The organism is Cryobacterium sp. SO1 (assembly GCF_004210215.2).
GTDB lineage: Bacteria > Actinomycetota > Actinomycetes > Actinomycetales > Microbacteriaceae > Cryobacterium.
Genome location: NZ_CP067394.1, coordinates 1,332,577 through 1,351,707, shown reverse-complemented (window position 1 = coordinate 1,351,707; position 19,131 = coordinate 1,332,577). Strand labels below are relative to the sequence as shown.

General features: G+C 64.4%; 20 protein-coding genes and 2 pseudogenes. 7 read left to right on the top strand and 15 right to left on the bottom strand.

All coding sequences use genetic code 11. The features are described 5' to 3' along the window. Window positions 1-63 precede the first annotated feature (63 nt). Window positions 64-1,848: a CocE/NonD family hydrolase gene (locus BJQ95_RS06300; RefSeq protein WP_256041550.1), complete on the top strand. Its 1,785-nt coding sequence runs from the start codon at window positions 64-66 to the stop codon at window positions 1,846-1,848. Between the two features lie 170 nt (window positions 1,849-2,018). Continuing rightward, on the top strand, window positions 2,019-2,249 hold the full coding sequence (locus tag BJQ95_RS06295) for a hypothetical protein (RefSeq protein WP_205750192.1): 231 nt from the start codon (window positions 2,019-2,021) through the stop codon (window positions 2,247-2,249). Here the strand turns inward: BJQ95_RS06295 and BJQ95_RS19495 are convergent. The 4 genes and pseudogenes from BJQ95_RS19495 to BJQ95_RS06280 form a co-directional block, all read right to left on the bottom strand. Beyond that, window positions 2,166-2,444: pseudogene (locus tag BJQ95_RS19495) on the bottom strand (hypothetical protein); the annotation flags it as partial. The gene BJQ95_RS06295 and the pseudogene BJQ95_RS19495 sit on opposite strands and share 84 nt — an antisense overlap. 243 nt (window positions 2,445-2,687) lie before the next feature. Then, window positions 2,688-3,945, bottom strand: a pseudogene (locus BJQ95_RS06290) (IS110 family transposase). A gap of 261 nt (window positions 3,946-4,206) precedes the next feature. After that, the gene (locus BJQ95_RS06285) at window positions 4,207-4,794 is read right to left on the bottom strand and encodes a hypothetical protein (protein WP_130177808.1); all 588 of its coding nucleotides are present in this window, start codon (window positions 4,792-4,794) and stop codon (window positions 4,207-4,209) included. Between the two features lie 5 nt (window positions 4,795-4,799). Beyond that, a complete protein-coding gene (locus tag BJQ95_RS06280; protein ID WP_240694749.1) occupies window positions 4,800-5,564 on the bottom strand; it encodes a DUF4386 domain-containing protein in 765 nt (254 codons plus the stop codon). 97 nt (window positions 5,565-5,661) lie between these two features. Between BJQ95_RS06280 and BJQ95_RS06275 the strand changes: the two genes are divergently transcribed. Then, window positions 5,662-6,339, top strand: a complete 678-nt coding sequence (locus BJQ95_RS06275) for a TetR/AcrR family transcriptional regulator (RefSeq protein WP_130177806.1) — start codon at window positions 5,662-5,664, stop codon at window positions 6,337-6,339. A 58-nt stretch (window positions 6,340-6,397) separates the two neighbouring features. Here BJQ95_RS06275 and BJQ95_RS06270 read toward each other — a convergent pair whose 3' ends face one another. From BJQ95_RS06270 to BJQ95_RS06260, 3 genes are all read right to left on the bottom strand, one after another. After that, window positions 6,398-6,568 (bottom strand): hypothetical protein, encoded by a 171-nt coding sequence (locus BJQ95_RS06270; protein ID WP_165384928.1) that lies wholly within the window; start codon window positions 6,566-6,568, stop codon window positions 6,398-6,400. 680 nt (window positions 6,569-7,248) lie between these two features. After that, window positions 7,249-7,866, bottom strand: a complete 618-nt coding sequence (locus BJQ95_RS06265; RefSeq protein ID WP_130177805.1) for a hypothetical protein — start codon at window positions 7,864-7,866, stop codon at window positions 7,249-7,251. Next, window positions 7,863-8,522, bottom strand: coding sequence for a hypothetical protein (locus BJQ95_RS06260; RefSeq protein WP_130177804.1), 660 nt, complete (start codon window positions 8,520-8,522; stop codon window positions 7,863-7,865). The genes BJQ95_RS06265 and BJQ95_RS06260 overlap by 4 nt, the downstream gene beginning before the upstream one ends. 102 nt (window positions 8,523-8,624) lie before the next feature. Here BJQ95_RS06260 and BJQ95_RS06255 point away from each other — a divergent pair, with 102 nt between their 5' ends. Both BJQ95_RS06255 and BJQ95_RS06250 read left to right on the top strand, forming a co-directional pair. Next, window positions 8,625-10,100, top strand: a complete 1,476-nt coding sequence (locus tag BJQ95_RS06255; protein ID WP_130177803.1) for a LuxR C-terminal-related transcriptional regulator — start codon at window positions 8,625-8,627, stop codon at window positions 10,098-10,100. 268 nt (window positions 10,101-10,368) lie between these two features. Then, window positions 10,369-10,803 carry a DEAD/DEAH box helicase gene (locus tag BJQ95_RS06250; RefSeq protein WP_165384927.1) on the top strand — a complete coding sequence of 145 codons (435 nt, stop codon included), beginning with the start codon at window positions 10,369-10,371 and terminating at the stop codon, window positions 10,801-10,803. Window positions 10,804-10,935: 132 nt separating this feature from the next. Here the strand turns inward: BJQ95_RS06250 and BJQ95_RS06245 are convergent, their stop codons facing one another. From BJQ95_RS06245 to BJQ95_RS06230, 4 genes are all read right to left on the bottom strand, one after another. Then, window positions 10,936-11,940, bottom strand: a complete 1,005-nt coding sequence (locus tag BJQ95_RS06245; protein ID WP_130177801.1) for a hypothetical protein — start codon at window positions 11,938-11,940, stop codon at window positions 10,936-10,938. 66 nt (window positions 11,941-12,006) lie between these two features. Next, a complete protein-coding gene (locus tag BJQ95_RS06240; RefSeq protein ID WP_165384926.1) occupies window positions 12,007-12,486 on the bottom strand; it encodes an SRPBCC domain-containing protein in 480 nt (159 codons plus the stop codon). Next, window positions 12,467-13,777 carry an RNA polymerase sigma factor gene (locus tag BJQ95_RS06235; RefSeq protein WP_130177799.1) on the bottom strand — a complete coding sequence of 437 codons (1,311 nt, stop codon included), beginning with the start codon at window positions 13,775-13,777 and terminating at the stop codon, window positions 12,467-12,469. The genes BJQ95_RS06240 and BJQ95_RS06235 overlap by 20 nt, the downstream gene beginning before the upstream one ends. After that, a complete protein-coding gene (locus BJQ95_RS06230; RefSeq protein ID WP_370688390.1) occupies window positions 13,774-14,094 on the bottom strand; it encodes a YciI family protein in 321 nt (106 codons plus the stop codon). Before BJQ95_RS06230 ends, BJQ95_RS06235 begins: the two co-directional genes overlap by 4 nt. An 88-nt stretch (window positions 14,095-14,182) precedes the next feature. On the opposite strand from BJQ95_RS06230, the gene BJQ95_RS06225 reads away from it, so the two are divergent. Further along, window positions 14,183-14,686, top strand: coding sequence for a winged helix-turn-helix domain-containing protein (locus tag BJQ95_RS06225; protein ID WP_256041548.1), 504 nt, complete (start codon window positions 14,183-14,185; stop codon window positions 14,684-14,686). Window positions 14,687-14,946: 260 nt separating this feature from the next. Here the strand turns inward: BJQ95_RS06225 and BJQ95_RS06220 are convergent, their stop codons facing one another. The 4 genes from BJQ95_RS06220 to BJQ95_RS06205 all read right to left on the bottom strand — a co-directional run bounded on the left by BJQ95_RS06220 (window position 14,947) and on the right by BJQ95_RS06205 (window position 17,915). Beyond that, window positions 14,947-15,441, bottom strand: a complete 495-nt coding sequence (locus tag BJQ95_RS06220; RefSeq protein WP_130177796.1) for a DUF1801 domain-containing protein — start codon at window positions 15,439-15,441, stop codon at window positions 14,947-14,949. A gap of 685 nt (window positions 15,442-16,126) precedes the next feature. Then, window positions 16,127-16,666, bottom strand: coding sequence for a hypothetical protein (locus BJQ95_RS06215; protein WP_205750117.1), 540 nt, complete (start codon window positions 16,664-16,666; stop codon window positions 16,127-16,129). A gap of 86 nt (window positions 16,667-16,752) precedes the next feature. Then, window positions 16,753-17,577 carry an ImmA/IrrE family metallo-endopeptidase gene (locus tag BJQ95_RS06210; RefSeq protein ID WP_130177794.1) on the bottom strand — a complete coding sequence of 275 codons (825 nt, stop codon included), beginning with the start codon at window positions 17,575-17,577 and terminating at the stop codon, window positions 16,753-16,755. Further along, window positions 17,574-17,915 (bottom strand): helix-turn-helix domain-containing protein, encoded by a 342-nt coding sequence (locus tag BJQ95_RS06205; protein WP_130177793.1) that lies wholly within the window; start codon window positions 17,913-17,915, stop codon window positions 17,574-17,576. Before BJQ95_RS06205 ends, BJQ95_RS06210 begins: the two co-directional genes overlap by 4 nt. 303 nt (window positions 17,916-18,218) lie before the next feature. On the opposite strand from BJQ95_RS06205, the gene BJQ95_RS06200 reads away from it, so the two are divergent. Then, on the top strand, window positions 18,219-18,788 hold the full coding sequence (locus BJQ95_RS06200; RefSeq protein ID WP_130177792.1) for a dihydrofolate reductase family protein: 570 nt from the start codon (window positions 18,219-18,221) through the stop codon (window positions 18,786-18,788). The last annotated feature ends 343 nt before the right edge of the window (window positions 18,789-19,131 follow it).

Below are 19,131 nucleotides of genomic sequence, written 5' to 3'. Positions count from 1 at the left end.
AGCGAGGACACCGAGCAGAGTCAACGCAGCAACGACACCCGTAAACGATGGAGGAGGCCGGTGATGGCCGTCACGGCCATAGCTTCCCTCTTAGTCATCGCGGGCTGTACCTCCAGCCCGACACAGGCTGCGGATCGTGGACTGGCAACGCTCGCCAGCCAGAAAATCGATACCACGATGATCTCCACTGGCTCGAACGCCAGCCGATCTACGCTGGCCACCGAGGCCACCGGCGGGGAGGGCGTGACGCACGACGAAAACCCGCGCGTTCCGGAGGGCGCGTCGTGGACGCAACACTACTTCCCGTCTGCCGACGACTCGGAGACCGAACTGCATGCCGACGTCCTCCTCCCCGAGGGATTTCAAGAGGGCGACCAGGTCACGCCCCTCATCTCTGTCGGACCGTACTTTGCCCACATCGGCTCGCTCGAGGACGGTGACTACGCGCAAGCGGGACCTAACGACCGGTTCAACGACCTGATCACAGAAGGTGGAGCTCTCGAACGGGGATACGCTGTGGTGCTCGTTGACGGCCGCGGTTTCGGCGGTTCGACAGGCTGCCAGGATCTCGGCGGCCCAGGCGAGCGAGCCGACGTAACCGCCGCAGTTGAATGGGCTGCCGCTCAGCCATGGTCGACGGGGAAAGTGGGCATGTACGGCAAGTCCTACGACGCGATCACCGGGCTTATCGGCAACAACCTCGATCTCGACCAGCTCGGAGCAGTCGTCGCCCAGGAGCCCATCTGGGACATGGAACGAAACTTCTGGTCAGGTGGCATTCCTCGGGAGACCATCACCAGCATCGGAACGATCTACATGACGATGTCGTTCCTACAGGGCATGCCGGATGACGAACAGCGTTACAAAGACAACGCTGCCGCCATCGACTACCTCTGCACTCTCCAATATCAGAGCGACTTGCGCTCGACCGACTCCGCGTACTGGGACGAGCGCGATTTCGCGTCTCTTGCGAAGGGAACCGATACTCCCCTTTTCCTTACGCAGGGCCTCACAGAGTGGAACACCGAGCCCGAAGCAATCCAGGAGTACCTCGAAAACCACGAGGGACCTGAGCGTGGCTGGCTCGGGCCGTGGGACCACGTGCGTGGCAACGATGTCGATCCGGCAACCGGCGCGCTCAAGATGGGCCGGGCGGGCTGGTACGACGAGGTCTTCGCGTTCTACGACGAGCACCTCAAAGACGCCGAGCCAGCCACCGACGTGCCGTCGTTCGCTGTGCAGGACAACACCGGCACCTGGCGCGGGGAGGAGACATGGCCGTCCACGGATCGTGTGCAAGAGGTCAAGCTCGACGACGCCAGTTACATCGATGACGGCGCCGAACGGACGGCCGACGTTGGCAAGGATTCAAACAGCTACCTCACCTGGTCGGAACCCGTAACTAAGCCGACGCGAATGACCGGCACCCCCGAGTTGAAATTCACCGCCGAGGGACACGGCAATGCGATGATCCGGCTCTACGACGTGGCCCCCGATGGCACCGCCACCTGGATCAACGAACAGGCCACGGCCGTTCGCCCCGGAGATGGAACCATCGAACTGAGGTCGACCGACTGGACACTGGCCGAAGGCCATCAGCTCGCCATCGAGATCGGCACGATCGCGCCTTCAGGAGCGAACCCGCACCGAAGCAACGACTGGATCGTTTCCCCCAGCGGCGAGGAGATCCGTCTGTCCCACACCTCGCTGACGCTACCGCTCGACAACCCCTCAGAGGACACTGCAACCCAGGGCGACCGCGCCGCGTATCTCGACCTGTATCTCCAGTTCGCCGCGGCGAAGTTCGAACCCGCACAGGGCAGCTTCGAACTCACGAGCGGAAAGTAACAACTCCATAGCGACGGACGAGTAGCCGACGCTGACGGCTTCGCCGCATCCGTTGTCGACGCGGGTTGCTGATCCCCACCGGGTTCAGGGACCCGCGTTCGGCCGCGCGTGCACGATGGCGCGATTGCTCGCAGGATTGCAGGTGGCATCGATCGCACCTTCGATCGCGGATGGCCGAGCTGGCGGTAGACGATGTCGTCCAGTTCGCGGGTGGTGTGCGTCTCACGGTCGTTGGGCAGGTGCCACGCTCGACCGGGGGCCTCCGGATGCTCGCCGAGCACTGCCAGCCCTTCGCCGATGTCGGGGATATACGTGTAGGTGTGCGGCTGGTCGAGGTCGCCGAGAACTGCAGCGGTCCGGCCGGCGATCGCCGCAGGGAACAGACGGTCGCCGAGGTGTGACTGGGCTCCCCCTCGAGGTCCGAAATAGTCGGATGCTCGGCCAATCGTCGCTTCCATGTTTCCTAGGCGGTGCGCTTCGAGGAGTTCGACGGCCATCGTCGAGCGGATCTTCCCTTTCTTGGTGTGCGCGTTGTGGGCTCGGTTCTCGGTGAGGGGCTGCCCATTGGGCCGGCCGTACATGTAGACGTTCTCCATGCTCACGAGTCGGGCGCCGTGTGCCTGCGCTGCGTGCAGGACGGATCGCTGTAGGCCAGGGAACTTCTCCGCCCACTCTGCATAGGGCGGGTTGAGGGTCTGGTAGATGACTCGCGCCCCGGCTGTCACGGCTAGGGCGAATGCGAGGTCGCTGGCGTCTCCGCCCACCACTTCGACGCCGTCGTGCACACAGGCGGTGCCGGAGCGGTCGACGATGCGGGGGGGGTGCCCCTATGTGTTTCGTCAAGTCTTGATGGGGGTTTTGTTTTCGTAGAGCGTGCCATCGCGGAGCATGGCGTAGAGCACGTCACAGCGTCGGCGGGCGAGGGCTATGAGGGCTTGGTTATGGCGTTTACCTTGGGCGATCTTGCGGTCGTAGTAGGTGCGTGAGACGGGGTCGCTGAGGGCCGCGAAGGCGGAGAGGAACAGCGTGCGTTTGAGGACTTTGTTGCCACGCCGTGAGGGGTGCTCGCCTCGGATGGATGATCCGGAGCGTCTGGTGACCGGCGCCAGGCCGGCGTAGGAAGCGAGGTGGCCGGCGGTGGCGAACTCCTTGCCGGAGATCTCGGTGATGACACGGGCGGCGGTCCTCACACCGACCCCGGGCATGCTCGTGATGATCGGTTCCAGTGGGTTGGCGTCGACGAGCTCGGCGACCTCGACGGCAATTTCGGTGCGTTGGCGGTGGAGCGTGCTGAGCTGCTCGGCGAGGCGCGGCAGCACGGCGCGTGTGGCGTGGGTGCCACCAACGATGACGGTCTGCTCGGAGAGCGCCTGGAAGATTTCCTCTGCTAAGCGGCGGCCCATCCGTGGCGCGAGCTTGATGAGGCGGTTGCCGACCCGGACCCTCCCGGCGGCCGTCAGTGCTGTCGGTGTCGGGTATTTCTGGAGGAGATCCAGGACGGCCGGGTGGTCGAGGTGCGGGCCCAGTACCCGCTCCAACGCTGGGTGGATCTGCATCAGCAGCCCCCGGATCCGGTTGCTGGTGGCGGTCATCTGGCCGACGATGTCATCGTCGAATCCGCACAGCATCGATAGTTCAGCGATCTGCTCGTCTTCAAGGCGCAGCGGGCGCAGAGCGTGCGGGAGGGTGCGGGCAGCTTCGGCGATGATGGCCGCGTCGCGGGCATCCGTCTTTGCCTCACCGGGGTGCAAGTCGGCGATGCGACGCATAGCCAGCCCGGGCAAATAGGCCACGAGGATGCCTTCGGCATAAGCGACGGCGACGGGCAGAGCGCCGACTGTTTCGGGCTGGTCGACGACCAGAAGGACCTGCCCGCGGACCTTGAGTTTCTGGATCACGGCGCGCAGTCTTGCCTCGTCATTGGGGAGCGCTTTGTCATAGAGGCGTTTCCCAGAGCGGTCCAGAGCGACCGCGTGATGTTCGCTTTTTCCAACGTCAACACCGATGAACACGTCGACGCTGTCGTAATTCTCAATCATGAGTTTCCCGTCAGCCATGCGGATTAGTTGGCCTGTCCACGGCATCAAGTCTCGGCATCCACGTTACGTTCGACCCAGAAACGAGTTCCAGTCGAGCCCCTATTAGCGATCACCCAATGCCAGTCAGGCCCGGTGACAACACCCCCCGGATCATTAACGACTGGGGGCAACAACCATGCCGGGCCTAACAGGCCAACACCCTTCAGAAGCAAGCTTCAAGGGCTACTTACAAGGTAACGGGGGATGCCGCGACGTTGGAGGGCGTCAAGAGTCGCCAAACCGATAGCGCCGGCACCGAAGATGACGTGCTCAGTCGCGCTCATCGTCGGGCCGCCAGTTCCGCAGTGTTGGGTCGCGAGTTCTCTGTGGCGGGCAGGAGGGCGAGCAGGGTGAGGCCGCTGAGTGCGGCGTAGACAAACGCGCCACTGGCACCGAAGGTGATGAACTGCTGGTCGACGTCGATGCCAGTCAGGGTAGTCACGGTCCAGCCGAGGGAGGTGAGGACTGCAATCGCGGGTACCCACATCCACCGGAGGCGCGTTCGGGATGGCAGGGCGAGCGATTGTGCGAGTCCGACGGTGGCGCCGGCGAGGAGTCCACGCAGTGCCAGGTCGGGCAGACCTGTTCGGAAGTCGACGGCGAGCGTACCGAGCACGGTTCCGACGCTGAGGCCGATTGCGGTTGCGAGTATCCAGGTGGGCGCGTTGAGCCTGCGGCCGCTTCCCAGCGCTTGGGCCAGGCCGACGATCGCCCCAACCGTGGCTCCCCCGGCCAGGGCGGAAATGACGTTGTCGACTCGACCGACGACGGCTGTACTCAGGTATCCCGCGATGGGAAGAGCCAGGAAGGTGCTGACTGTGAAGATCGCAGTGCTGCGAACGGCTGTTTTTCGTGTGGTTGTCGCCATCAGGGTCACACTCCAGCCTTGGCGGGCGTTGCAGTGGTCGGCTTGGTTGTGGACTCGTTTTCTGGTTCGGTTTTGCGAAGGATGAGAGCGAGGCCGAGAGCGGCCACCCAGATGCCCCAGCTGCCGCTGCCCACGAGGCCGGCGATGTCGATGACGGGAAACCCTGGAACGGCGGTGGCGAGGATGTCGCCCTGGTTCAGGAGGTAAATTGTGCTCGACGCGATCCCGAACCAGCCGAGCCACAGCGGCAAAACCCTGGTCCGCAGGATGACGATGCTCACGGTGATTGACCAGGCGATGGCACCGAGCTGGCCGAGGTGTTCGCCCAGGAGGGCTCCCCCGAATTGGTGCTGGGCCAGCCACGCGGCCTCGGTTGCCGCACGGGTCAGCGCGTCACCTGTTTCCCAGGAGCGCGCAAGAGCGGGCACGACGAAGACCCAGCGCAGGAATCCGATGAGGGAGAAGATGACCGAGGCCGCCCCGACGACGGTCGCCACCCGGAGGACCGGGTCGTTGGCGCGGCCGAGCACGCGGGGTAGCAGCAAAAGGGGCACGAAGAGAATCGCGTAGGTCCACGCGGTGGCCAACCAGGTCCAGATCAAAGTCGACCCCCCAGCAAGAAATGCAGGGAGCACGATGTCGGCGTCTTCACGCAGGATATCCGGCCAATCGAACGTGACGGAGAGCACCGTTGCGGCAGTCGCGAAAGACAGTGCCCCTACCAGCAGGAGGACGCCGGCGGGGCGCCGCAGAGCTGCGGGATCGCCCACAGCTGGGAGCGTCGTGATCATTTCTGTTTCTCCAATCGGTTAGTGTACGGTGTACGTGAAAGATAATGTACAACGTACACGAGTAGAGAGTCAAGCAATGAGTGAAGAGAATTCGCAGCACCTGCGGCGCCAACGCCGCGAGCGAAGTTCCGTCAGCACGGATGAAATTCTCCAGGCCTCTGAGGTCGTCGCGCGCGGCGGCTTCGATGCCCTGACTATGCGGGCGGTCGCCACGCAGATGGGCGCCTCGCCGATGGCCCTGTACCGGTACTTCGCAACGAAAGACGAGCTCGTTGACGCGATGCTCGACCGGGTGCTGGGCCGGATCGAATTGAAGGATGCAACGGATGACTGGCTAGCGGACCTGGCCGGGTTCGCCACGGCACACCGCGCCGTTCTCGCCGACCACCCGTGGGCGATAGTGCCACTGTTCACCCATTCGAATCCTGGGATCAACGCCACGATCATCGGCGAGGCCGCTCTAGGGATCCTTGAGAGAGGCCGCGTCGCCGGCGGTGAGGCCGTCGCAATTTTCTGCGGAATTCTGGCCCTTAATTACGGCTGGTTCGCGTTTACGGCGGCTCGCGACACCACTCGAATGAATGTTGAACCGGAGGCCGTTCTCGCCACGGCGCTCTCGATGCTTCCCGCAGACCATTTCCCACTTACCTTGTCGGTAGCGGACCAGTTGAGCAACTACGGGAGTGACGCGCACTACGCCTTCGCATTGCAGGCGCTCATTGACGGCGTGGGGGCGACAGCGCAGCCGAAATAGCGCCCGACCCCATCAAGCCGACGTCACCCTTCGGCCACAGAGCGCGAGCGTTCCCCAATCAGCACTGGTGGGTGCTGACACCGGCGCCGCTCTGCCTGGTCATCACTCCGGTGAAGCGGATTGGTGGCTGTTCCACGTGGTGATGGCGGTGCTGTGCGCAACTCGGTCGATTGGTGACTGTGAGTTCGAGGTGTGTGCCGTCCACGTCGTCGCGCAGGGTGACGGTCACGACCGCCTCGCTCGCCGGGCGCGCGAGCCGGAAACGGGTCACGGGGAGTATCGGCACCATCCTGTATCTCGGCGGAGTTCCGGATCACGTCCCTCCCGACCTGATTCTCGAACAAGCCGATGAGGCGATGTACCGGTCCAAGCGCGCGGGGAAGACCAAGACACCACCGACATAGTCGGAGACACTTCGCCGTCGGAGGGCCACCCAAAGGACTCACTCATCTAGACGAGACCGATCTCTGATCGGGCCCATTGTCGGGAGCTAGAGTCTGGCCGTCGAGGATCTGCTCGATCACGGTGACTGTTGCCGGCCCAACGCTGCGCGCCCAGCCCCTTGCGACCATGCCATCCGCTTCCACGCACCCCGTCTTAGAGAGGTGATGGTAAGTCGCCGCTTGAGTGTTGAACAACGTGGAAAGAATGAGCAGTTGCTCCGTTTTCGCGAATCGGACACATTGTCCAGTGTTCTCGAGAACTCCGATGTTGATCAGATGGTCGACGCTAACTTTCTCGTCGTCACGGAAGTCCGCGTAGGCGACGCGGTTTCTTTAGGAAGCCCGGCCACGTTCTCATCGCGAAGCCACTGGTGAATGTAGTTCAAACTCGATTGGTCAGAGAACAGAAGATTTAGACTGCCGACAATCTCCCCGCTTTCTGACAGGTAGAGATGCCCGCGGCTCATCACCCATCGCGCCGCTCGAATGCAGCCAACCTGACCTGGCCGGGGTGAGCCTCAACCACCGGCCGGAACGGGATCGACGACGCGATCGCGAGCAGGGTGAGAAGCGAGAACGTGAGCACGGCGACCCAGACGCCGCGCGCCTCGGTCACCGCAAGGCGTGGTCCGGCGATATCGAACGTCGTGAGGGTCACGCCGACGATCAGCAGGGCACTGAACACGCCGCAGGCGATGCGCGCTGGGAGCCGACCTCGCCCCGAGATGGCGAACCCTCCGCCGATGGCGAGCAGCGCGACCGCTATGGCTCCCCCACCCAAACCCTGGGTGAAAAGCGCCAGAAGGGCATCGGGCAGGAGCATCGGGGCGATGGCGAACGCCGCGGGCGCGGCACCGAGCCACCGCCAGCGGCCGCGTCCCCCGCGCAGCCGAATCGTGTGCGCCCACCCCAGCAGGCCGCCGACGATCACCCCGGGCAGCAGAATGGCGGCGAACGTTTCGAGCCACGAGACGGTCGACCCAGGGCCCGCGAACTCGCTCATCACGGCGCGGAAGGACGCAGCCCAGGCAAGCCCGCACAGGGCTCCGAGGGCCACGGTCGCGCCGGCGTTGCGGCTGCTCATCGGCCCGCGACTCTCTCGGGCTGTGCCGCCGTATCGGCTGCCGCCGGTGCGAGGGTGTGTGCCCACCTGATCATCTCGGCGCCGAGCCACGTGAACAGCAGCAGCCACAGTCCGATTGCGATCCGCCCGACTTCGTACCCGGCGAAGATGGCGGGCGTGAGCGGCACGATGACCCAGACTCCGATCACGAGCACCAGCCAGCTGCCCACGCCCGAGAGCGCTCGCGCCCGCACGGCGGCAATTCCAAAAACGATCAGCGCCGCACCCGTGGCGAGCGTGATCATGCCATAAGCAGCCTCGATCCCATCGGTCAGCGGTGACGGATAGGCCGAATCGGCGGCGCTGATCGCCACCAGTTCCTGCACCGAGAGTGCGAGCATCGCCACCACCGAAGCAATTCCGGCGATCGCAGCCAGGACTCCGCGACCGGCCAGCCCCGCCCGCCAGAACGCCCACAGGGCCCACACCACAAGCAGATGGTGCAGGAAGAAGGCGACTTGGATGATCACGAACCCCGTCGCGGTGAGCGGGAAGCTGAACCGGTCGGTCTCAACTACCGGCGGCACGAACAGCAAGAACGCCGCCGCGCCCGCCCCCAATAGTCCCGCGACCACAGCCGCCCAGCCACCAGATATCGCCAGTTCTCGAGCCCGCATCCGGCTCACCTCCCTCGTCAATGCCTTCTACGAATAATTCTCACGGTAGGCTCGCGACCATCGGGCGGCATCCGTGGAATCACGCATTTTCTCGAGGTCACCATGAGTAGCGACAGTGCAGAAGGACGAGCTTCACGCTCCGACGCGCTGGCTGCGCTCGCCCGGGCGCGCGACGAACTCGCGCACGGTTCCGTCGAACGCGGCTGGGACGCTTGCATGATCGCGGCCGGAATCGGACGGGAGCTCGGCGATGCCAGTCTCATCACGGACGCGGCCACGCTGATTCCGGGGCCCCAGCTCGGGTCGCACCACATGACCACGGCGCGCCAGGCACTGTGTGTCGAGGCGCTCGGGATGCTGGACCCCGGGGAATCCGCTCGGCGCCGGCGCCTCGAGCACTACCTTGCTGCGCTCTCGGGCGGTTGGACAGAGACTCCCGCGGTGACAGGGGTGCCCCTGACCGAAGAGCAGGCAGACTCCCTGATCCTCGAGTTGCGCGCCGCGCACGCCGCGGCCATGGCTCCCGACCGGCTTGCAGAGCGTCTCGAGATCGCGACCCGGCTGCGAGACACGGCGCTCGCGGCGCACCGGGACGCCGACACCGCATGGGGGATGTTGTGGCGGTTGGATGCGCTCGCTCAGTTCGGCCGACGAATCGAGCTGAACGCGGACTTCATTGAGCTGGTCGGCGTCATCCGCCGGCTGGACAGCCCGCAATGGCATTGGCGGGTCGCGACCATCCGCTCAGTGTTGGCGTTACTGGACGACGACATCGACGACGTGCCCGCGCTCACCGCGGACGCCGCGCGTCTCGGGGCGAACGCCGGTGTGGAAGAGGCCGCGTTCATCGACCTGATAGTGCGTTCCGATCTCGCCCTCCGCACGGGCGAAGGGCTCCCCGGCATCGACGAGGAAGTGCGACACGCGCTCACGGATGCCCCGTTCCTGGCGCAGGGCTGGCGGGCCGGCATCCTGATCGCACTGGGGAAAATCGACGACGCGCTCGAGATCTGGCGTGCGCTCGCGCCGCACGTCGATGAGGTTCCGCCGACCGCAATGGAGTGGCTGCTCGCGGCGACCACACACGCCGAACTCAGCATCATCGCCCGGGATCGGCCCGCCGCCGCTCACCTCTACGAAATGCTCGGCCCCCATGGGCACCTGCACGTGATACCGACCGTGATGTCCCCTTACTCGGGCCCGGTCGCGCTCTACCTCGGCGACCTCGCCGCATTCCTGGGACGCTCCGCGAGTGCGCGGACGCACTACGAGGCGGCGCTCTCGAGCAGCCAGGACATGCACGCGCCCGCATTCTCGCGCCGGGCGCGGGAGGCGATCGCACGGCTCGGTGCGCCCACGTCTCCGCATTCGCCGCGCTCGACGCTGTCGCCGCTGTCTCTGCGCGAGGCGGAAGTCGCCGAGCTCATCGGAGCGGGGATGACGAATCGCGAAGTGGCGCATCGGCTGTTCCTGTCGGAGCGAACCGTCGAGAACCACGTCAGCAACATCCTTCATCGCCTGGGTCTGCCGAATCGCGCTGCCGTCGCGGCATGGGTGTCACGGCAGAACCCCGCCTGACTGGCCGGAACGACCACGCGCGGGAAGCTGGGCATGCCCGCCAGTGTAGGCCCGGGCCAGGGCACGCATCCGTTAGAGGTTGCGACGGCGCGACCTGACGAGCCAGACCACGCCCAGCACGATCATCAGAACGGCGACGGCAGCACGCTCATTGCAGTGCCGTCACCCATCCGATGAACTGGGGTGGGCTTGAATAAGAAATGACGCCGTCCCGGAGTCCATCGACCTTACTTTTAGAGGCGAGTTAACGGCCGCCCAACACGGAGCCGTGGATGTTCTGAAACACCACGACGCTGGTGTACCGGTTGCACCACCAGGCTCGGGAAAGACGGTCATCGCCTGCGCCCTCATCGCTGAAAGAGGCCTACCCACGGCGAGCATCGTTAATCGTGCGGAACTTGTCGAACAGTGGCGCGAGCGGCCGAGCCAGTTCCTTGACGTCGATCCCCGCCAGATCGGGCAGCTGGGCAACGGCCGGCGCAAACGCACCCAAGTCATCGACATTGTGATGCTGCAGAGCATTGCCCATCGCGCGGCGGATCCGACAATCCTGAATCGCTCCGGGTTGATCATCGTAGATGAATGCCATTCCCTGGGCGCGGCGGCGACTGAGGCCGCCGTGCGACAGGTCGCGGTGAGGCACTGGATCGGCCTGACCGCGACGCCATACCGTGCCGACCAAATGGACGACCGAAATGTCTGACCGGGACCCACTGGGACGCCGAGGTACCGGTTTTTGACCGGATGTTCCGCAAACGCCAGCGTGTCATGGCGAAGCTCGGCTTCACCGCATCGGGCGAGTTCCGACGTTAGGCCCCCGGGATCCGGCGCTGGTTCATGGAAGCAAGCCGTCCAGAACCGTTCGCCGGATTCTCTCGACCGCGTCGGCCGCGTCGGGCCCCCCAGTCCGCTGGACGTCCCACGCCACGAGAACCGGGTCGGCCGTCCAGCCGGACACCATTGACGTCCACGCCCGGGCGGTCGACCAGATCGTCGGGTCGGCCGGAACGACGTATTCGAGGGTGGCGTTCTCCGGCGTCGTCTCGGAGAAGCCGAGTCGAACCAGATCCAGACCTGTCCGTGCGTAGACAACCGCATGGCGGGCCACCCGCCACGGGGCGAGCAGATCAGCGGCCGGGTCCCCCGACACGATGACGTCCAGCTCAGCGGCAGCGGCCCGAACCGACTGCGCCTGACGCACGATGGCGTCCAGGCCCAACCAATAACTGGAAATGCCCTGCGGCCCCGGATACTCCGCCAGGAATCGGTCCCACAGGGTCTCCGGCCGCGCTGCCCGCCAGCCGCCCTCGTCGCGAACCACAGCATTGTCGAGTGCGCAGAGACCCTTGGAAACGGTCACTTGGGACACGCCGCACTCTGCGGCGAGGTCCATCTGAGTTCTCGGTCGTGACGTGCGGAGGAGCACCCGAAGCAGGGCGAATCGACCCCACGCGACACGCCCACGTCCTGCCCCAGCTCCGCGGGCGGAGGAGAGCGGCCCTCGCAGCGCGTCCTCTACCCTCTTGCCCACAAGAATGACGACCCCATCCTCCAGCGACACGACCGCAATCCCTGAGTCGGCTAGGGCTGCCTCGGCCAGTCCTACACTCGCTTTCGGGACTACGTAGAGAAGGATGTCGGGGGCAGGGTCCCGTGAACGACCGGATTCCACATCGCGCTGGATGTCCCAGTGAGAGGGGGGTGAACGGCGCACGTGCACGCGGGTAATGATGCGGCTGCCGGACAGAGTGAGGGTCACGGTGTCCGCGTCCAGGACCAGCACGTTCACGCCCAGCGCGGTGAGGAGGTTGAGGCCCTCCGAGGCAGTCACTGGTCTCATGGCTCTGGTCGGCTTCCTATAAGGTGAAGTTCAATACACCACTATAACTTATAGCCCAAATAGTCACTACAGGTTATAGAGTCGGTCGATTGTGGCGCCCCATCCGTCTCGGGTGCCGCCTTCGATGAGATTGCGCACCTCCTCATCCGTCAATTGGTCGGAGAAGGTGACTGTGAGTTCGAGGTGTGTGCCGTCCACGTCGTCGCGCAGGGTGACGGTCACGATGGGTGCTTCGTGTTCGTGATCTCCTGCGAGCTCTGGCCATCCGCCGGTTGCTCCCCACCGAAAGACCAGCCGTTCGTCCGGGACCACTTCGAGGTACACCCCGCCGGTGGGGTATTGGAGATCGTCATTGACCACCATGTGTTGTCGCCATATACCGCCGACTTTGAGGTCGACGTGGATGGGTGTGCTGGGCGTGGGCATAGCGGGGTTGTAGAACCAGTCGAGGTGTTCCGGTTTGGTCCAGGCATCGAAGACGACGCTGCGCGGTGCCTGCAGTGTGCGACTCAGGGTGAAGCTTCGTTCAGTGGGTGCGGGGGTCATCGTCATCCTTCTTCCTTGTCGAAGTGTCAGTTTCTGGTTGAGCCAGCTTCGCCGTGCCGCTGGGTCGCAGTGCTGCGGCCGCCTCGCGGAGCAACTGCTGCCGATCGAGGTCTGATGTTGCACGTTGGGCGGCGCACCCGAATGCGGTAGCGGCCTCGATATGGCGCCCCGCCCGAACGAGCATGTCGGCGCGGGCCGCCGGTAGGAGATGCGAGGTGGAGAGTCGCGCATCAGCGTCAAGGTCTTCGAGAATCTCCAGGGCCGCTTCGGGGCCGGTCGCCATCCCGACGGCGATGGCACGGCTCACGGCGACGACCGGCGAGGGCGACATCGTGACGAGCACGTCGTAGAGGTGCACGATCTGCCGCCAATCGGTCGCGCCGGGGGTCGGCGCTTGCGCATGACAGGCCGCAATTTCGGCCTGGATCCGATAGAACCCACGCCTATTGCCCGGCGTCAGCGGCGCGAGAAGCTTCAGGGCTTCGTCGATCGACTGCCGGTCCCAGCGCGATCGATCCTGATTTTCCAACGTGAGTTGCTGGCCGTCCTTGTCACGGCGCGCGGCACGGCGCGATGACTGGAGCAGCATGAGCGAGAGAAGGCAGCGTGCCTCGTCGGTGGAGGGCGCGAAACGCACCACGTTGCGGGTCATCCGGATCGCGGCATCCGCAAGGTCGGTTCGGCTCGCATCGCTGTAGCCCTGGTTGAAGAGCAGGTAGAGCACCGCGAGTACTCCCCCGAGGCGTTCGGGGAGCAGATCCGCCGTCGGAATCCGGTAGGGGATGCCCGCATTGGTGATCTTCTGGCGCGCTCGCACGAGACGCTGGGCCATGGTGGATTCCTGAACAAAGAACGCGGATGCAATCTCGCCGGTCGTGAGTCCGGCGACTGCCCGCAGGGTCAACGCGACCCGGTTCGGCAGTGCGAGGGCCGGGTGGCAGCAGGTGAACAACAGCCGCAGCTGCTCGTCGGGCAGCGTTGTTTCATCGATCTCGGGAAGCTCGTCGACCTGCGCTGCGAGATCGGCAATGTCGCGGAGCTTTTCGCGTTCGACGATGGTGTGACGAAGGCGGTCACGAGCCTTGTTGCGGGCCACTGTATACAGCCAAGCGGCCGGGCGGTCCGGCACGCCGCCGGACCGCCCGGCCACCAGTGCGGACGCGAACGCGTCCTGCACACAGTCTTCAGCCACGGCCCAGTCGCCGGTCATGCTGACAAGACCGCCGACCAGCCCGCCCCACTCTGCACGGTGCAGGTCGTCGAGGACCGCACCCAGCGGGGGTGACGTCAATCGAACGGCCAGATCGGGCGCAGCTCAAGTCGACCGAATCGAGCCATCGGATGCTTCGACGCCACTTCGATCGCCTCGTCGAGATCCGCGCATTCGAGCACGTCGTATCCGGCGATCCATTCTTTCGACTCGGTGTACGGCCCGTCGGTCACCAGTAGTTCGCCGTTACGCACGCGAACCGTTGTGGCATCCTCGACCGGCCGGAGCCGGTTGCCGTCGATCCACACGCCGCGCTCTTCGACCTCCTTGCCCCAGTCTTCAATCCGGTCGTCCTCAGCGGAATACGGGTCGCCCTCGGGGTCCGTTGCCACAAACATCATGTATCGCATCTGTTCTCCCTTTGTTAGACGGTACAGAGAGAGGACGTTCGAGTTCGAGTGAATTCGACACACCGGGCAAAGTTTTTTGTTCGAGTGCGAGCATTGCAGGCGAACGTTCGCCTTTGTCAGCGGGGCGCATAAGCTCCTGGCGGTCGAGAAGCCGGTTACTGTACTCGCCTCCGGCCGGGTGTTCGGGTGGGCCCTCACCAGCTACCGTGCGGGCGACATTCGGCCGATCGTCGAGCTGACTGCCGACGCCTCCCTTCGGGCGATCGGGAACGCACGGAAACTCGTGAAGGATATTCGTGACGTCCGTGAGAGTTGGAACGGCCAGCTGACCGTTCGCCGGGACTCCGCCGCACGGAAGATCCTCGACATCATCGCGCGTCAGCCCGTCATCTCCGCTGAGGGCGTCGCCGCGGAGCTCGGCATCGCGCCGTCAAATACCTACCGGCACCTCAAACAGCTTCAGGGTTTCGGGATTCTCCGATCAGAATCCGAGTACAAAATCGGCGTCCTCTGGCGATCTGACGAGATCCTCGTAGCAGTCGACGCTTTCGCGGAACGGGCCGGCCACCGCGGACGCTAAACCAATGTCCCTTCCAGCAGCCTGTGGGACGACGGACGGGTTCACCGAACGTCGCTCGCTGGCGCCCGGTCAATGAGCTTGGCGACGCGAAACAGTATTCGATGCGTTTGCGGTAAAATCCCAGATGAAGCTGTGCCGCCGCGGTGGCGGCACCCTGACGAATCGCCGCACCGCCGGCTTCACCTCGGACGCACGGTGCCCCAGACCTGAAGCTGGGCGAGGAGCTCCGGAACAGGGTGCACAATGCGCTGGGCCAGAGTTCAACGCTTCTTACCGCCGACACCCGGCACGGATGCGATCTGCATCATCCACGCAGATATCTGGCGTTCGTCGATGTCGTCCACGGACTCGAGCTCCACGCCCCTCGTTGACCTGCCCATCCCGATTGGCGTCACCGGCGGTACCGGCTCGAGCACCATGCCATTGATGAACATGAGCTTGACGTGGCCGGCGAAGGCGCCGCAGCTGAAGCACCATCCGTCGCCCACCCCGTAGTACGCCATGCCCCACTTCACGGAGCGCTGGAGGTCGGTCAGCGTCTTGACCGCGAGAGCATCGACTGCTTCCGCAATGCCGCGTTGCGGCTGCGGGAGGCTTGCGATGTAGGCGAAGACCGGCTTGTCGCCGACGGCCGCTTTCGAGGGGCTGGCCCGGCCGGTCATGGCTTCTGGCAGAGTCCAGGCCGTGTCGCCTAGCGCGTGAGCCTCCGTCGCCGGTGGCTCGCCCTCGGTCTTACCGATGTCCTTGCTGTCCATGGCGCGATCATATTCCTCGCCTGACCGGGCGTAGGAGTCTCGTCCAAAATCGCGGCAGCACACAGTGCAACGACGGGACTTTGCAGGTGCGAACCCAAAGGTCCCGGAAACCACACGGTTTCCGGGACTTCACGGTCGGGCTGACAGGATTTGAACCTGCGACCCCCTGAAGGTTCTGGCCTTAATTTAGTCGTTACCGAATGTCTCCGAAAACCCTCGGATTCCCTTGTGTTTACAGGGAACCAGACGATTCGCTGCCTCCGATTGTAGCCCATCGTTTTGGGTCAAATAGAGATGAATTAGATGGGTAAATAATGGACTTGTGAACCGCCTTGAGCGACACCCAGACCCCCCCTCCCAACCGCTCCCCCCGCATGACGCCGCATGTGATCGAGCGGGTCCATGCCCGCCAGGGTGGGAGCGTCACGCCGTTGGGCGACCGTCGAGCAGCTGAGCGGCACGATCCCCAATGATCACCTGGCCCAGCGCAGACATTTGAGCTGCGGCCCTCGATCGGCTCGCGCCCGCCTGAACGTCAACCCACGCCGATCGCCATGACACCGCGGAACTGGGTGAGAAAACGGCACCCAAGGTTACGAGCGGCTGAGCCGCGTTCCGCGGACACGCGGACCGCTCAGGGAGAGCCGTAGAGCTCGGGCCAGCCCGCCTTATAGTCGCTCAGCGGCTACGCTGGCGGCCACGGCGGGCGTCGGGTCAGACCTGTAGCCTTCACGTCCTTGGGTAGGGCCTCGTCGAGGTTGGCCATCGCTTGATACTTCTTCAGAAATGCAACCTGAGAGGCGAAAGCGCCGGCCTCGATGGCCCAGCGAAGAAGCGTGAGCGTGTCCGCGTGCTGGATCTGACCGCCCGCGACGTGTTGACCACGCACGTGTTGCATCTTGAGCACGCTCGCCTGCTGTTTAATCTTCGACGTTCCTGCTTCTTCGTCGCAGACCAAGACGACCCGTTCCCCTGCGCGGGCCAGGAGTACGCCGTGCAGAATGGCCATGTTCTCGCCACGGTCCTTCCTGCTTGCGTACATGTCGTCGAAGTCCAAGCCGAGGACGCTACGGCAGCACGCGCGTAAATCGGCCGTGGGCGTATCCGGGATCACTTTCTTGAAACGTTCCGGGAAGTTCGGCCAGACCTCCGCGGCCCGTTTGAACTGCTCCCGCCTCTTCGGCGTGTCCGTGATCTCGAAGTCCACGGCCTCCGGGACATTCACGACGTTGTTTCCTAGCGCAGCCAAGAGCTGGGGGACGCAATCGGTAGCGAGAAACTTGAAGATGGGACCGGTATCTAGAATGTGCATCAATCGATGCCACTTATGAGCCGCGCCAGCTCGTCCGGAGTTAGACCCTCGCCGACGTCTGTCGGGCGTTCGGGTACGGAGTCGTCTGCTCCCATGGGCACGATGCCCTCGGCTTCCAACTGCTCAGTCACAATGTGCGGGTCTCGCTTGCCGTCCAGGCGCGCGATGGTTGCGGGTGTGACAAGGTTCCAGCGATAGCCTTCAATGGCGCGTGCCAAGAGCGCCTGCGGTGCTCGAGGCGTCTTGGTCTGGGCGACAAACGTCTGGTACTCCGAACGCCACCCGAACTGAGAAGCTAGCCGGCCCGCGGTCAGTTTGCTCCACTCGCGGCAGGTGTCCTGGTCTATAGCTTTAGCGTCTCGCAACTGGATCGCCACGATGTTGGGTGAGGCCATGTATCTCTGCACGAGGTCTGACAGCAGAGCGGTCGTGGCCTCAGTCGTGCGCGCCGCCGCTCGTGCTGCATCCAGCGGGACGAGAAAGTGGCGCGCGAAGGCGTCGGCCTGAATCTCCTCCGGCGTGCGCTCATCCCAATCGCTGTGACTGAGGCCCCGGTCCACACTGCCCAGACGAAGATGCCCCAATTCATGGGCCAACGTGGACCTGAGCCGCATCGGGTGCTCGGTGCACGCCACGGACATCATGAATCGGTTGCCGAGGCGCATTGTCATACCGTGTCCCGGAGCGGGTGTGTCGACGTAGGCGACGCCGACATTCATCGTCTGCTCGATTAGGCGTGCCACGTTCGCGATCGGTTCAACGCCCAGATCGGACTCGCGCCGGAAGTCCTCGGCCGCTTTCTGACCGATCCTCTCGTTGCTCACGCAGCCTCAGCTACACCGAGCTCGTCGAGGCGCTGAGCCAGCCCGAAGGCGTAAATCATATAGTCGACCAGCGCCTGGGATCCAGCATCGTTCGTTCGGCCAGCGCACAGGACCTGCTCAGCCAGAGTGTTGGTCCCCTGCAGGTCAGCGATCAGCACGCCGCAGGAGTCGGCGAGGGCGGACAACTCCAAGATTGACACGGCGCGATTCCCCGTCTCGATCCGGTGGATCGTAGATTGCGAGATCCCGGAGTACTGCTCCAGGTCACGCTGGGTCAGTCCGACAGCTTCACGTGCGGCAACCAGCCGCTTCCCGATCTGAACATCAACGACAGACATCTTGAATCACGCTCCTTATTCTTTGATTCTACGGGATTGCCGGTCAGTCATCAAGACGTGTTCGTATCCGGGCCGCCGCTGGCACTAGTTCCGAGACACGAGCATCAGCTGCACTCCCCTGCTCAACATGTTCTCGAGCGATCGCTTACGGGCGGCCGCGACCAAAGTGGGATTCGAGCGTTGACACTGCCGTTAAACGGCTGGTCAGATTACGCTCGGCCAAGAACGGTTCAAGCTAAGACGGGGCCTGGCCGACCGTCGGTCCAATGAGAACGAGGTACGCGCATCAAGGAGAGCAACGAGATGGGACCACTCCGATACTCGATCAACGTCACGCTCGACGGCTGCTGCCATCACGAGGCAGGACTTCCCCCGGACGAGGAGTCGATGCACTACTGGACCGCTCAGCTGGAGCGCGCCGATGCCCTGCTCTTCGGCCGGGTGACCTACAAGATGATGCAGTCGGCGTGGCGGAAGCCGGCCACGGGCACGTGGCCTGACTGGATGGATGAGTGGCAGAAGCCGTTCGCCGAGACCATTGACCGGGCGAAGAAGTACGTCGTGTCGAGCACACTGAGCGGGGTCGATTGGAATGCCGAGCTGGTGCGAGGCGACTTGGGGCAAACGGTTCAACGGCTCAAGCAGGAGTCCGGCGACGGCCTGTGGGTCGGTGGCGTGACGCTCCCCCTGGCGTTGGCAGATCTGGGGCTGATCGACGAGTACGAGTTCCTTGTGCAGCCGGTCCTCGCCGGACACGGGCCGACGTTGCTTGCCGGTCTGCGTGAGCGCATCCAGCTCGACCTCGTGTACCGCCAGGAGTTCCGGTCGGGGGCAGTCGCCGTGCGATTCCGGCCCACGCGACTTACCGCTTGACGTGTCTTGTCCAGGCGCGTTGGCCGCTAGCTCGCCACGGAAGGACGGCTCGGGGCGGGTCGAGGAACACCTGAGAAAGAACTGCGCTCTCAGCCATTCCCAACCGCGGCTGCACGCATGGGCCTCTGTAGGCATGAGGGATGGTCATTTCCGACAGCGCGGCGCCGCGATTCGACCCCGGGGCGGCCGGGTGCATCCCACAAAGGGGAAGGCGTGACCTCGCAGGCGCAGTCACCATCAACTCAAGCATCCGCCCGCCCTGCTCTGACCTAAACGGCGGTGTCCCAGTCAATCGCTCTCGTGCTGAGGTCATGCGCGGCGTGAGGCTGCCCGCTTGCCGATT

Bases quoted from the DNA above. Each gene is read 5' to 3' on its own strand.
- BJQ95_RS06205 (WP_130177793.1), bottom strand. From the start codon at position 17,915: ATGTCTGTCGTTGATGTTCAGATCGGGAAGCGGCTGGTTGCCGCACGT.
- BJQ95_RS06220 (WP_130177796.1), bottom strand. From the start codon at position 15,441: ATGGACAGCAAGGACATCGGTAAGACCGAGGGCGAGCCACCGGCGACG.
- BJQ95_RS06245 (WP_130177801.1), bottom strand. From the start codon at position 11,940: ATGAGACCAGTGACTGCCTCGGAGGGCCTCAACCTCCTCACCGCGCTG.
- BJQ95_RS06255 (WP_130177803.1), top strand. From the start codon at position 8,625: ATGAGTAGCGACAGTGCAGAAGGACGAGCTTCACGCTCCGACGCGCTG.
- BJQ95_RS06295 (WP_205750192.1), top strand. From the start codon at position 2,019: ATGGCCGAGCTGGCGGTAGACGATGTCGTCCAGTTCGCGGGTGGTGTG.
- BJQ95_RS06265 (WP_130177805.1), bottom strand. From the start codon at position 7,866: ATGAGCAGCCGCAACGCCGGCGCGACCGTGGCCCTCGGAGCCCTGTGC.
- BJQ95_RS06230 (WP_370688390.1), bottom strand. From the start codon at position 14,094: ATGTTTGTGGCAACGGACCCCGAGGGCGACCCGTATTCCGCTGAGGAC.
- BJQ95_RS06260 (WP_130177804.1), bottom strand. From the start codon at position 8,522: ATGCGGGCTCGAGAACTGGCGATATCTGGTGGCTGGGCGGCTGTGGTC.
- BJQ95_RS06240 (WP_165384926.1), bottom strand. From the start codon at position 12,486: ATGACCCCCGCACCCACTGAACGAAGCTTCACCCTGAGTCGCACACTG.
- BJQ95_RS06285 (WP_130177808.1), bottom strand. From the start codon at position 4,794: ATGGCGACAACCACACGAAAAACAGCCGTTCGCAGCACTGCGATCTTC.
- BJQ95_RS06300 (WP_256041550.1), top strand. From the start codon at position 64: ATGGCCGTCACGGCCATAGCTTCCCTCTTAGTCATCGCGGGCTGTACC.
- BJQ95_RS06200 (WP_130177792.1), top strand. From the start codon at position 18,219: ATGGGACCACTCCGATACTCGATCAACGTCACGCTCGACGGCTGCTGC.
- BJQ95_RS06275 (WP_130177806.1), top strand. From the start codon at position 5,662: ATGAGTGAAGAGAATTCGCAGCACCTGCGGCGCCAACGCCGCGAGCGA.